We start from the raw sequence: 12,584 nt of genomic DNA on the forward strand, positions 1-12,584 counted from the left end.
GTTGCGCACCCTGAGGTGCCTATCGGAATTCGTAGCGTCGGTGCCGAACGCTTTTTCGAGTGAGGAGTTCCAGATGCGAATCGGAATCATCGGCGCGGGTGCGATGGCAAAGGCACTTGGCGGCGGTTGGGCCGAGGCCGGTCACCAAGTGCTCATCGGCGCCCGGTCCGCCGACGCCGCGGCGGAGCTCGCCGCCGTGCTCGGCGCCCAAGCCGGAACCATCGTCGAGGCCGCCGGGTTCGGCGATGTCGTCGTGCTGGCACTACCGGTCTCCGCTTTGACGGAAGTGCTGCACGCCACCCGGGAACTGCTTGTCGGCCGGACGGTGGTCGACTGCACCAACGCCTTCGCTCCGGACGCGGCGGCACCGGAGGGGTCGACCGCCTTCGTGCTCGCGGAAGACGCTGTGGCCGAACGGATCGCGGCGCAGGCGCCGGGAGCGCATGTGGTGAAGGCCTTCAACCTGTGTGCCGCGGAAGTGTGGCAGTCGCAGGAGCGGACGTTCGACGGGCGCCGCCTGGCCGTACCGATCTGCGGCGACGACGAGACCGCGGTGGGACTGGTCGCGACGCTTGCGGAAGACCTCGAGCTGCATGCGATCCCGGCGGGTGGGCTGCACCGCGCCAGGTATCTGGAGGCGATGTCGGTGTTCACCGTTGGCCTTTGGTTCGCCGGACACGATGCCCGCGCGATGTTCCCGCCGCTGGAGGCGGCGTTCGCCGTCGCCGACTGACCTGATCCGCTGCCACAGCGTGGTCGGCGGGCCTATCGGAGCGTGCACCCTCGCCCATACTCCGGGAGTGGAGATGCGCGACGGGTGCACGCCCAGCGACCGGATCTACCAGCCCGGATTTCCGCGGAGCGGGATGTTGACGAAGCTCGGCCGATCGGGATCCAGTTGCACATGCTGTGGCCGTAAGCCGGTGTCGATGAGCATCGGCAGGATCGGCAGGCCCTTGGGGAAGTTGCCCGCGTATACGTCGACCCGCAGGCGGTGGCCCGGCTGGAGGATCGCCTCGGTGGCGGGCAGCGCGATGTCCAGCGTGGTCGCCTCGCCGGGGATCGTCAGCTGCCGCTGGTCCAGGGAGGTGAACGGCCGCGGGTCGGTGTAGTCGCCGTTGGCCGACTTGGTGCTGTTCGCGTCGTCGATCGCGCGCAGCGAGGCCATGAGCTGCCCCGACGACAGCACGCTCGACTGGCCGTCCGGCGCCACGTCGTTCACCGTGACCACCCAGTAGCCGTCGGCGGCGTCCTGAACAGTATTCAGCCGCACCGCGATCCGGCCGGAGACCGAGGTCGGCTCGGCGACCGGGGCGCTGGTGAAGGTCAGCCCGTTCAGCTCCTGGATCCTGGAGTCCTTCGCGCAGCCGTCGATCACCGACAGCGCGCCCGCGCTGCCCTGCGCGGCGTCGTTGGAGCACATGCTGGTCAAGCCGGGCGCGACGGTCAGCCGCGCGGTCTCGCCGGTCGCCTCCGGGGTCAGCGAGCCGTCGTAGAGGCTGTTCGCCGTGCCGCTGGGCGCGGCGGACAAGTACATCCTGCGGTGCACTGCCTGCCCCGAAGCCGCTTCATCGGCCGGCGCGGCGAACGAGTCGGTGGTGATCCAGCCGCCGCCCTGCTGGCGCAACGTGACCGGACCGTACTGCTCGATGCCGTTGTCGACGTCCTTGAGCCACCGGTCGAACCACGCGCGTTGCAGCACGTCCAGCCGCGGCGGCAAGCCCGGCTTGCCGTACTCGTTGCCCGAGTTGATGTGGTAGGTGTTGCCCATCAGGAGCTGTTTCTGCCCGGGCGGCAGCGGAATCTCGTTGTAGATCTTGGCTTGCGAGTAGGTGAACAGGTCGTGCCAGCCGCCGGTGACGAAGGTCGGCGTCTGGATCCGGCTCGGGTCGCCCAGCCAGTCCTGGCGCGGCTGGGAGCCGTCGGTGAGCAGTTCCCTGGCGCGCGGGTCGAGATCCTCCATCCGCGCGGTGGTGTAGACGTTGAGCAGGACGTCCATGAAGGTCAACGGGTCTCGGGCGCGGTCGGCCAGCCAGGTGGTGTCGAGCTGCCCGGTGAGCACGGACGCGAGGTCGGGAATCAGCTTGAGTCCGTTGATCGCGGTGAGCCACAGCGGGATGAAGTTGAAGCCGAAGCCGCCGCCCGGCGCGAGCACATCGTTGACCAGGTCGCTGCCCGGCACGATCGGGAAGATCGCCTGGAGGGCCTGCGGGCGCTTCTCGGCGGCCTGCACCTGGTTGATCCCGGAGTAGGAGATGCCGTTCATGCCGATGCGCCCGTTGGACCACGGCTGCCGCGCCGCCCAGTCGATCACCTCGACGGTGTCCTGCTGCTCGCGCCCGCGCAGCATGTCCCAGACGCCCTGGGAGAAGCCGGTCCCGCGCACGTCGACGACCACCTGGGAGTAGCCGCTCTTGATCAGCTGGCGGTCGACGGTGAAGCTGCGCAGTTCGCCGCCGCCGAACGCCTTGGTGAGGTCGGTGACGCCGGACAGCGGGGTGCCGCTCATATCGATCTGCCGGAACAGCTGGATCAGCGCGTCGGACAGGCCGGGAATGGACTGTGCGTGATCGGCCAGGTTCGACACCAGCTTGGTGTAGGGCGTCAGGTTGACCACCGTCGGCGTCGGGGTGTCGATCGGGCGTCCGGCGGCGTCCGCGGGCCGGTAGACATTGCCCTTCAGGACCGTGCCGTCACTCATCGTGATGGGGACGTCCCACTGGATGTGGATGTTCGGGTACTGCTGCGAGGCGTCCTGGGTCGCCACCCAAGCGGCTCCCGCCAGGCCGCCGTCGGGTCCGGTCGGCGGCACGGCGGCGGCGCCACTGGTGAGGAAGGGGGCGAGCACGGCGACGGCGAGTGCCGCCACTGTGGCCCGCAACGCGTGCTTCATTGGACGTGATCCACCTCTCGGCTGGTCGAACGGACGAGAGTGTACCGACCTACTTGTCGGTAAGAACAGCGGGTAACACCAACTTTGTTCGGAATAACAATTCACATAACCCGCCACGATGCCGAAGATCCCGCCTTTTGCACTGGTCACACCGATCGCGGCCCGCACTCGTCGCCGGAATTGTGCCTCACCGCAGGAACCGTAGACGGCGCCGCCTCCGACTGGCGTTCACCCATCCGGCGTGTCGCATAACACACCTTTTCGGAGTGGTCGGCGAGGGAGCCGAAAAGACAACGCGCTGCCACCCGAATGGGTGGCAGCGCGTTGGGTTCGCGTTTCGGAGGTTACTTACCCCCCTGGCCCGCGACGGCGGCGGCGCCGGCGGCCGCGGCTTCCGGGTCCAGGTACTCGTGCGGACGCACCGGGCGCAAGTTCTCGTCGAGTTCGTAGCGCAGCGGGATGCCGGTGGGGATGTTCAGGCCCGCGATGTCCTCGTCGGAGATCCGGTCGAGGTGCTTGACCAGCGCGCGCAGCGAGTTGCCGTGCGCGGCGACCAGCACGGTCTTACCGGAGAGCAGGTCCTTGGAGATGGTCGACTCCCAGTACGGGACCATCCGGTTCACCACGTCGAGCAGGCACTCGGTCTTCGGGACATCGATGCCCGCGTAGCGCGGGTCACCTTCCTGGCTGTACTCGTTGGCCGGATCGATCGGCGGCGGCGGGGTGTCGTAGCTGCGGCGCCACAGCATGAACTGCTCGTCGCCGTACTTCTCCCGGACCTGCGCCTTGTTCTTGCCCTGCAGTTCGCCGTAGTGACGCTCATTGAGCCGCCAGTCGCGGACCACCGGAACCCAGTGCCGGTCGGCGGCGTCCAGCGCGATGTTCGCGGTGGAGATCGCGCGGCGCAGCAGCGAGGTGTAGACGACGTCGGGCAGGATGCCGTGCTCGGCCATCAGCTCCCCGGCCCGCTTGCCCTCGGCGATGCCCTTGTCGGTCAGGTGCACGTCCACCCAGCCGGTGAACAGGTTCAGGGCGTTCCATTCGCTTTCGCCGTGGCGCAGCAGCACGAGGGTGTACGTCATGCCGTCATCCTCCCATGCGCGCTCGGCCGGGTCGCATCGGTTCCCCGCCACCGGCCCGCCGGGACGGGCGGGAGAAGCGCGAAATCAGACCGTTTGGTCCGTGGCGAGCACGCCCGCACCCACCAGCGTGGCGCCATGGGTGATGCGGGACGGCTCCACGCGTAGTTTCCGCAGGAAGTTCAGCCGGGCGTGCTTCTCCACCGCGGCGCGCAGTGGATCCCACAGCGGCGCACCGGATTGCGCGAAGCCACCGCCGATCACCACCCGGTCGATGTCGAGCAGGGCGGCGGCGGAGGCGATGGCCGTGCCGAGCGCGGTACCCGCCCGGTGCAGCGCGGCGATGGCGATCCGGTCGCCCGCGTGCGCGTCCTCGGCCAACCGCGCCCCGGTGTCGCCCGGCCACCCCTGCGCGCGCGCCCATCGCACCGACGACATGCCGCTGGCGACCGCCTCGACGCACCCGACCCCGCCGCAGCCGCACGGCGTGTCCCAGCCCGGCACCACGATGTGCCCGACATGCCCGGCATTGCCGGTGCGCCCGAGCAGCACCTTGCCGCCCGCGATCAGCCCGCCGCCGATCCCCGACGACACGGTCATCGCCAGAGCATCGGGCACTCCGCGCAGCGCGCCGACGCGGTGCTCGGCCAACGCCAGGCAGGCGCCGTCCATGGCGAATCGAATCGCGGCCGAAGGGAACAGCTCCTGCACGGCGGCGACTATCCGAAACCCCGCTTTCCACTCGGGGATGTTCAACGGCCCGGTCACACCGGTTCGCACGTCTACCGGCCCGGCGGAACCGATCCCCACGGCGACGACCCGCTCCGCGCCCGCCACCTCGAGCAGCAGTCCGCGACAGGCCTCCCACACGCCCGTCGGCGGCACGTCAACCCGCCGCACGTCGCGCACCTCGCAGCCGGGGTGTACCACCCCGGCCGCGAATTTCGTCGCGCCGATATCCAGAGCGAGAACCGCCAACGCCGTGCCCCTTCGCCGATCCGAGCCACCAGAGATTGTCACCCAGGGCACGGGCCGGCGCGCCGGTTCCGGTGACCGACGTGCTCATGACCGCGCCTCGCTGGCGCGGCTCCGTCATGACCACGAACGTGGCTGTGCTGATTGTTCGCTCGCTACGCTCACTCAGGGCTTGTCGGCGGAGTCCACCAGATGCTCGAAGGCGCGCAGATTCTGCAACGACTCGCCCCGGGAGACGCGCCACTTCCATTCCCGCCGAATGGATTCGGCGAAACCGAGTTCCAGCAGCACGTTGAAATCGGCGTCCACGGCCTCGACGATCTGGCCGAATACCCGATCCAGCTCGTCGGGGGTGACGGCGTGCGCGGCCATCCGGCCGACCAGGTAGATGTCGCCGATCCGGTCCAGCGTGTAGGCGACGGCGTAGAGCCTGCGGTTGCGGCGCAGCAGGAATTTGTAGACGCCCTCGAAGTTCTCGTCCGGCTTGCGGCAGACGAACGATTCGATGCGGATCCCGTGCTTGCCCACCGTGAGCATCACCGTGGTCTTCAGCTTGCGCTCGCCGGGCAAGACGACGACGAAGGTCTCGTCGCCGGGGCGGGTGTACTCGATCTCCCTTTCGCGCAGCGTCTCATCGATGAGCCGCGCGGTCGCCTGTACCTCGTTCACCGGCGTACTCCCATCCGGCGCCGCCACAGCGCCCGCGTCCTGGCCTGGCTGCTCTCCCCGAGGAGAGCGGCCGTCCGTTCGCCGGCCAGGCTAGTGCGTTCGCCGGAGACGCGGTCGTAGGCGTCGTCGCGCAACACGCTGTGCGCAAGGCCACGACCGCCGAGCACCGCGCGGTCGTCGCGGAAACCGGCCAGCGCGGCGGCGTAGCTGGCGAGCAAACCGTCGGCGGTGTGCGCCCAGGAGAAGTTCGCGGCGTGCGCGACGGCTCGCTCACTCATCCGGTGCAGCCGATCCGGGTCGTCCAGCAGATGGCGCAGCGCGTTCGCCCAGTCCGAGGTGCGGTGCCCCGGGACGAGCAGGCCGGAGACGTCGTGCCGCACGGCCGTGCCGAGACCGCCGACGTCGGCTGCGAGCACCGGGGTGCCGCTGGCCTGCGCCTCGATCGCGACCAAACCGAAGGACTCGTTGTAGCTGGGCACCGCGACCAAGTCGGCGGCGCGGTAGACCAGCACCAGGCGATCCGGCGGCTGCGGCGGCAGGAAGCTGACCCGCTCGGCGATACCCAGTTCGGCGGCCAGCTCGATCAGCGCGTCGGGTCGCTCGAGGCCGCTGCCGGACGGCCCGCCGACGATGAGCACGCGCAGCGCCCGCTCCGGATCACCGCGCAGCACCTCGGCCGCGGCACGTACCAACACGTCGGGCGCCTTCAGCGGCTGGATCCGACCGACGAACGCGACGATCTGCTCGTCGGCGGCCAACCCGAGCGCTGCGCGCGCTTCGGTCCGGTCGCCGGGGCGGTAGCAGGTCAGATCCGCTCCGGGAGGTACGACATCGATCCGCTCGGCGTCGGCGCCGTAGAGCTCGACCAGCTGGCGGGCCTCCTCGGCGGTGTTGGCGACCAGCCGATCGGACTCCGCGATCACCTGCTTCTCGCCGATCTCGCGGGTCGCCGGTTCGGGGCAGTCGCCTTCGGCCAGTGCGGCGTTCTTCACCGCCGCGAGCGTGTGCGCGGTGTGCACCAGCGGCACCCGCCAGCGGTCCCTGGCCAGCCAGCCGACCTGACCGGACAACCAGTAGTGCGAGTGCACCAGGTCGTAGTAACCGGGCAAATGCCTGGCCTCCTGGCGCAGCACCTCCGCCGTGAACGGGCACAGCTGCGTGGGCAGATCGTGCTTGTCCAGCCCTTCGAACGGTCCGGCCACCACGTTGCGCACCAGCACGCCGGGCGCGGCCTCCTGGACGGGTGGAACGTTCGAGGCGGTGGCACGGGTGAAGATCTCCACCTCGGTGCCGCGTCGGGCCAGCTCAACGGCTGTTTGCAGGACATAGACGTTCATACCGCCCGCGTCGCCGGTCCCTGGCTGGGCGAGTGGTGAGGTGTGCACCGATAGCACGGCGATACGGTTCGGCCGTAGGTCCAGGCGCTGACTCACACTCTCCATAGTGCACGCCGCCGCGCCGGTCTCAGACGCCCTGACCGGACCGAGTGAGAGCTATCACACAGCAGATGCCCTGGATCACAGGTCAGCGGCGAACGCGCTCACCTCGGCGACGAACCGGGAGCGATCCTCGATGAACAGGCCGTGCTGGGCGCCTTCCCAGAACGACGCGCGCGCGTTCGCGACGGTGTCGACGATGTAGCGGCCGTTCTCGATCGGGACGATCCGATCGGAGGTCCCGTGCATGACGAGCACCGGAATATCCAGCGCACGTAGCGTTTCGGTGTTGTCGACGGTGCGGTAGAACAGCGCCTTGCGCACCGCGGGTGCAGTGGCGAGACTGGCCCCGAACAGGCGCTGGGCATCCGGCCCTTTGTCCGCTCCCGGCCCGGTATTGGCATTGCCGAACGCACCGAAGGCCCGCACCGCACGGCCCGCGCTCTCCTCGAAGACGCCCGGAATCGCCTCCCGCATGAGGTCCCCGGTCGCCGCACCTGGCACACCTGGGCCGATGTTCGCCATCGAGCCGCTGTAGACCACGCCTGCGACGGCATCCGTACCATAGGCGGTCAAGTAATCCGACAGCACGATCCCGCCGTAGGACCAGCCGAGCAACACCGCGCCCGACGCGATGCCCTCGGCGGCCAGCACCGCCGCGACGTCGGCGGCCCAGTTCTTCGGATCGTCGTAGCCCGCGGCGGGCGCGTCGGAGTAGCCGTGGCCGCGCAGGTCGACGGCGACCACCCGGAAGTGCGCGGCGAGGTCGTCAGCGGCCGCGCCCCAGCAGCGCAGATTCGCCGACCAGCCGTGCAGCAGCACCAGCGGGCGGGCGGCGTCCGGCCCGCTCACCCGGTAGACGATGGTCGTTCCGTCCGCGCTCACCACATCCCGAATAGGCATGGAACTCAGGCTAACCGTGATCCCGGCGACAGCTCGGCCCTGGCAAACATCGCGCATTTAGGATCACGGGCATGAGTACTCGCACCGCCGTAGTGACCGGAGCCAGCTCGGGAATCGGGGAAGCCACCGCCAGGAAGCTGGCCGAGCAGGGCTACCACGTCTACGTCGGCGCTCGCAGGCTCGACCGGCTGCGCCGCCTCGCCGACGAGATCGGCGGCACCGCACTGGAACTCGACGTCACCTCGGAGGAGTCGGTGCGGTCGTTCACCGACGCGGTCGAGCGCGTCGACGTGCTGATCAACAACGCCGGCGGCGCGAAGGGCCTGGCTTCGGTCGCCGAGGCCGACCTGGACGACTGGCGCTGGATGTGGGAGACCAACGTGCTCGGCACGCTGCGCGTCACGAAGGCCCTGCTGCCCAAGCTGATCGACTCCGGTGACGGATTGATCGTCACCGTCACGTCGGTGGCCGCGTTCACCGCCTACGACAACGGCTCCGGCTACACCTCGGCCAAGCACGCGCAGGCCGTACTGCACCGCACCTTGCGCGGCGAGCTGCTCGGACAGCCGGTGCGACTGACCGAAATCGCCCCTGGCGCAGTGGAAACCGAGTTCTCGCTGGTGCGCTTCGACGGCGACGCCGACCGCGCCGCGAAGGTGTACGAAGGCATCGAGCCGCTGGTCGCCCAGGACATCGCGGAGATCATCGGCTTCGTGGCGTCGCGGCCCCCGCACGTGAACCTGGACCAGATCATCGTGAAGCCGCGCGACCAGGCCGACCCGGGCCGATTCGCCCGTCGCCGTTAGGGGCGCCCGTCCCGACGCGAGCCGTTAGCATCCCAGGGACCGAACGCAGGACATCGGATGGGAGTGGTTCGGCGCATGTTCAAAGGCTTCAAAGAGTTCCTGATGCGCGGGAACGTCATCGACCTCGCGGTCGCCGTCGTCATGGGCACCGCGTTCACCGCCGTGGTGACCTCGGTGACGAAAGGGATCATCAATCCTTTGCTCGCCGTCTTCGGCAGCACCAATGAGCTGGGCCTCGGCGTGCAGCTGATTCCCTCCAAACCCGCCACCTTCATCGCCGCCGGGCCGATCATCACGGCGGTGATCGATTTCGTGATGGTCGCGGCCGTGCTGTATTTCGTGCTCATCCTGCCGATGAAGACGATCAAGAACCGCTTCGGCACCACCAAGGCGGCCGAGCCCACCGAAATCGAGCTGCTGATCGAGATCCGCGATCTGCTCGCCGAACGGCACGAGTCGGTCCGCGCCGAACGCGCCGCCGACCGCGACATCGAAGAAGAGCAGGAGCCCAGCCCGGTCGGTGTCACCAAAGACCGCGGCTGACCTGGCCGTGTGCTGCGGCTACGACCGTATGAGCGCGCACGCGGCCCATGGAAGCGCAGCCGATCAATGCCACGTTTGCTCCCCGACGCAACAGCATCGGCCCACCTCCCGGTTTCGAGCGCAGCGAGATCGAGCATTGCCCGTTCGCGCCCGCGCGGCCAAAAACACAGCTCAGCGGCCGCCGGCCGGCTGCGGCGGCACCGGCGTCGCCGACACCACCGCCGACGGTGCGCCCTGCAACGCCGACATGCTCTTCCAGGCACTCCAGTCGATGGTCCAGTCGTAGAGGTCGCCGTCGGCGGCGGAGAGCGGTATCGATGTCCCGGTCACCTCGACCGGATCGCCGTAGAGCGCGGTGGGAAAGTAGGCCTGCGCGTCGGCGGGCGAGAGATTGATACAGCCGTTGGTGACGTTCGCCGCACCCTGTGCCGAGAGCGATTCCGGATTGGCGTGGATGAATTCGCCGTTGTTGGAGATTCGGACCGCCCAGCGTTCACGGACATTGGTGTAATACGGCGGATTCGACATCATGAAGTCTTCGTATTTCTCGGTGACCACGTGAACGCCGGACCGGGTGACGTTGCGTGGCTCGTTGCCCTCGCCGTAGCTGACCGCGAAATCGAACATGGTTTGTCCGTCGCGGACCACCTGCATGCGGTGGCTCGGCGCATTCGCCTTGACGATCTGGCTGCGGCCGATGCGGAAGTCCGAGGTCAGATCGGAATAGCCGTAATTGCCGCCACCCAGGTCGAGTCCGTAGAGCCGCGCCGAGACGTGCACGGTGGTGCCGGGCGTCCAGTAGTTCTTCGGACGCCAGTGCACCCGCGAACCGCCGTCGTCCGGAAACCATGCCCACGCGCCCTCGGTGGGTGGGTCGGTGGCGACCGTGAGCGCCTTCTCCACCGCGGCCTTGTTCAGCACGGCGGACTTGAACTGCAGGACGATCGGTGCGGCGATACCGACCTCCTGGTTGTCGCCGATATTGACGGTCGCGGGGACCATGCTCTTCGGCGCGAGCGTGCGGAACGAGCCCTCGATCGGGATCGCCTTGCCATCGGTCCCCACCGCGGTGCCCGACCAGGTGTAGGTGGCGTCGTAGCCGAGCGGCTCGGTGATGCGGTAACCGCGCTTGTCCGGGGCGAGTTCGCCGCGGACCTGCTTGCCCGCGGCGTTGGTCAGCGCGATCTGGTCGATCGTGCCGTCGCTGATCGTCACCGAGACCGGCGCGGTCGGGTTGACGTTCGCGGCGTCGTCGGCGGGAATCAACGTCGCCTTGGCGATCGGACCGGCGTCGCGGCCGCCCGTTGCGCCGCGGTCGATCGTGCATCCGGCCACCAAGGCGACGAGTACCAGCAGCACGGCCGACACCGCGGCCCCTGAGCGGCGCATTATCGGTCGGTTGCTCACCTCATCGAATTTACGCGGACGCTCCCCCGCCTCTCCGCGTCTTTAGGCCGTACTAGTCGGGAGACACGGGATTTCCATTCAGGTCCTGCGTTGGGTGCTCCTCGAGTCTGGGCGTACCCGACGAGTTACCCATGTGCTCACGAAATCAGTCGTCGCGTCGGGTCGCGTCACATTCGGTCGATTCTCGGGACAAGGACGATCAGAGTGTGATGCCGACGGTGACGGGTTCCGGTTCCAAACGGATCCCGAAGCGGTCGGCTACGCCGTCGCGCACCGTTCTGGCCAGCGCCACCAGATCGGCCGCGCTGGCGCTGCCGCGATTGGTCAGCGCGAGTGTGTGTTTCGTCGACAGCCGGGCCGGCGCCTCGGCACCGGGGAATCCTTTCGAGAAACCCGCCCGCTCGATCAGCCAGCCCGCGGAGAACTTGACTCCGCCCGCCGCCGGGTAGGTCGGCACCGTCACATCGCCCACCTGGGCGGCGATCGCGGCCCGCACCTGTGCCACCCGGTCCGGGACGACCACCGGGTTGGTGAAGAACGATCCCGCGCTCCAGGTGTCGTGGTCGGCCGGGTCGAGCACCATGCCTTTGCCCGCGCGCAGCCGCAGCACCGCGTCCCTGACCTGCGCCGCGGGCCGGGACTCCCCCACCTCCGCGCCCAACGCGGTGGCCAGCTCGCCGTAGCGCAGCGCAGCGCTGGAACCGTCGGGGCGCAACGCGAAATCGACCGCGAGCACCACGGCGTCGTCGCGGTGCTTCAACACGCTGGTGCGATAGCCGAAGCCGAGTTCGTCGGGCGCCACCCAGCGGATCTCGCCGCTGGCGCGGTCCAGTAGACGCACTCGGCGCAGCAGGTCGGCCACCTCGGCGCCGTACGCGCCGACGTTCTGCACCGGCGTCGCACCCGCCGAACCGGGAATGCCGGACAGACATTCCAGCCCGCCGAATCCGGCGGCGACTGTGGCATGCACCACGTCATCCCAGTTTGCTCCGGCCTCCGCGATCACGCCGTCGGCACCGATCTCGACGCCTGTGGTGGCGACCCGGACCACCACGCCGTCGAAACCGTCATCGCCGACGAGCAGATTGGAGCCGCCCGCCAGCAGCAGCACCGGGACGCCCGCGGCGTCCAGCGCGCGCACCGTCGCGACCAGCGCTTCGGTGGTCGCGCACTCGGCGGCCAGGGCGGGTCCGCCCACCCGCAGCGTGGTCAGCTCCGCCAGCCGCACGTCCTCGCGCAGCCGCGCACCGGTGTCGGCGAGGAGGTCCGACAGCACCAAACGTGAAGTTCGCACGCCACACGGTAGCGTGGCGTGCACTACGCGAGCAGGTCCGATGGCACCACTCGTGTAGTTCGCGCGCCACACGGTAGCGTGTGGACTCATGGCTACACCGCTGGCGTACACGGCCCGCTACTCGCATTCCCCCGCCGCCGTGCGCGCGGCCTTCGCGAACGAGTTGTACTGGAAGGACCGCGTCACCGAGGTCGGCGGCACCAACGCCCGCCTGGAGTCGGTCACCACCAGCCGCGACCAGGTGCGCGTCGAGCTGGTGCAGGCCATCGCCGCCGAAAAGCTTCCGCCCGCGATCACCGCGGTACGCCCCGGTGACCTGGTCATTCCCCGCGTCGAGAACTGGAGCGGCGACACGGCCACCTTCGAAGCGCGCGTCGACGGCGCGCCCGCCCACGTGCGCGGCACCATCACGCTGTCCGCCGACGGCTCCGGCGCCACCGTCGCGGTCGAGGGCACCATCGAGGTGAAGATCCCGCTGTTCGGCGGCAAGATCGAGAAGGCGATCGACGAGCACCTCACCGAGCTGCTGAAGAACGAGGCCGAGTTCACCGAGACCTGGATCGCGTCGCACTGAGCCGC

General features: G+C 69.0%; 12 protein-coding genes. 4 read left to right on the forward strand and 8 right to left on the reverse strand.

Annotation, left to right across the window (positions count from 1 at the left end):
* Nucleotides 1-73: 73 nt before the first annotated feature.
* Nucleotides 74-733: an NADPH-dependent F420 reductase gene (locus ACWPXK_RS32225; RefSeq protein ID WP_454199939.1), complete on the forward strand. Its 660-nt coding sequence runs from the start codon at nucleotides 74-76 to the stop codon at nucleotides 731-733.
* A gap of 105 nt (nucleotides 734-838) precedes the next feature.
* On the opposite strand, the gene ACWPXK_RS32230 is transcribed toward ACWPXK_RS32225, so the two are convergent.
* The 6 genes from ACWPXK_RS32230 to ACWPXK_RS32255 form a co-directional block, all read right to left on the reverse strand.
* On the reverse strand, nucleotides 839-2,893 hold the full coding sequence (locus tag ACWPXK_RS32230) for a CocE/NonD family hydrolase (protein WP_454199940.1): 2,055 nt from the start codon (nucleotides 2,891-2,893) through the stop codon (nucleotides 839-841).
* 344 nt (nucleotides 2,894-3,237) lie between these two features.
* The gene (locus tag ACWPXK_RS32235; RefSeq protein ID WP_364330174.1) at nucleotides 3,238-3,975 is read right to left on the reverse strand and encodes a phosphoglyceromutase; all 738 of its coding nucleotides are present in this window, start codon (nucleotides 3,973-3,975) and stop codon (nucleotides 3,238-3,240) included.
* Nucleotides 3,976-4,059: 84 nt separating this feature from the next.
* Nucleotides 4,060-4,950 (reverse strand): ROK family protein, encoded by an 891-nt coding sequence (locus ACWPXK_RS32240; RefSeq protein ID WP_454199941.1) that lies wholly within the window; start codon nucleotides 4,948-4,950, stop codon nucleotides 4,060-4,062.
* Between the two features lie 162 nt (nucleotides 4,951-5,112).
* On the reverse strand, nucleotides 5,113-5,616 hold the full coding sequence (locus ACWPXK_RS32245) for a YbjN domain-containing protein (RefSeq protein WP_454199942.1): 504 nt from the start codon (nucleotides 5,614-5,616) through the stop codon (nucleotides 5,113-5,115).
* Nucleotides 5,613-7,058, reverse strand: coding sequence for a D-inositol-3-phosphate glycosyltransferase (gene mshA / locus ACWPXK_RS32250; RefSeq protein WP_454199943.1), 1,446 nt, complete (start codon nucleotides 7,056-7,058; stop codon nucleotides 5,613-5,615). Before mshA ends, ACWPXK_RS32245 begins: the two co-directional genes overlap by 4 nt.
* Nucleotides 7,059-7,133: 75 nt before the next feature.
* On the reverse strand, nucleotides 7,134-7,955 hold the full coding sequence (locus ACWPXK_RS32255; RefSeq protein WP_454199944.1) for an alpha/beta fold hydrolase: 822 nt from the start codon (nucleotides 7,953-7,955) through the stop codon (nucleotides 7,134-7,136).
* Nucleotides 7,956-8,026: 71 nt separating this feature from the next.
* Between ACWPXK_RS32255 and ACWPXK_RS32260 the strand changes: the two genes are divergently transcribed.
* Together ACWPXK_RS32260 and mscL are read left to right on the forward strand one after the other, a co-directional pair.
* Complete coding sequence (locus ACWPXK_RS32260) at nucleotides 8,027-8,761, forward strand: SDR family NAD(P)-dependent oxidoreductase (protein ID WP_454199945.1); 735 nt, start codon at nucleotides 8,027-8,029, stop codon at nucleotides 8,759-8,761.
* A gap of 75 nt (nucleotides 8,762-8,836) precedes the next feature.
* A complete protein-coding gene (gene mscL, locus ACWPXK_RS32265) occupies nucleotides 8,837-9,304 on the forward strand; it encodes a large conductance mechanosensitive channel protein MscL (RefSeq protein ID WP_454200018.1) in 468 nt (155 codons plus the stop codon).
* A gap of 171 nt (nucleotides 9,305-9,475) precedes the next feature.
* Here mscL and ACWPXK_RS32270 read toward each other — a convergent pair whose 3' ends face one another.
* Nucleotides 9,476-10,693 (reverse strand): L,D-transpeptidase, encoded by a 1,218-nt coding sequence (locus ACWPXK_RS32270; RefSeq protein WP_454200019.1) that lies wholly within the window; start codon nucleotides 10,691-10,693, stop codon nucleotides 9,476-9,478.
* A 217-nt stretch (nucleotides 10,694-10,910) separates the two neighbouring features.
* Entirely contained in the window at nucleotides 10,911-11,951 is a 1,041-nt protein-coding gene (locus tag ACWPXK_RS32275; RefSeq protein WP_454200020.1) for a UDP-N-acetylmuramate dehydrogenase, read from the reverse strand.
* Between the two features lie 142 nt (nucleotides 11,952-12,093).
* Between ACWPXK_RS32275 and ACWPXK_RS32280 the strand changes: the two genes are divergently transcribed.
* Nucleotides 12,094-12,579, forward strand: coding sequence for a DUF2505 domain-containing protein (locus ACWPXK_RS32280; RefSeq protein WP_454199946.1), 486 nt, complete (start codon nucleotides 12,094-12,096; stop codon nucleotides 12,577-12,579).
* Nucleotides 12,580-12,584 lie beyond the last annotated feature (5 nt).

The organism is Nocardia sp. Marseille-Q1738 (genome assembly GCF_965283145.1).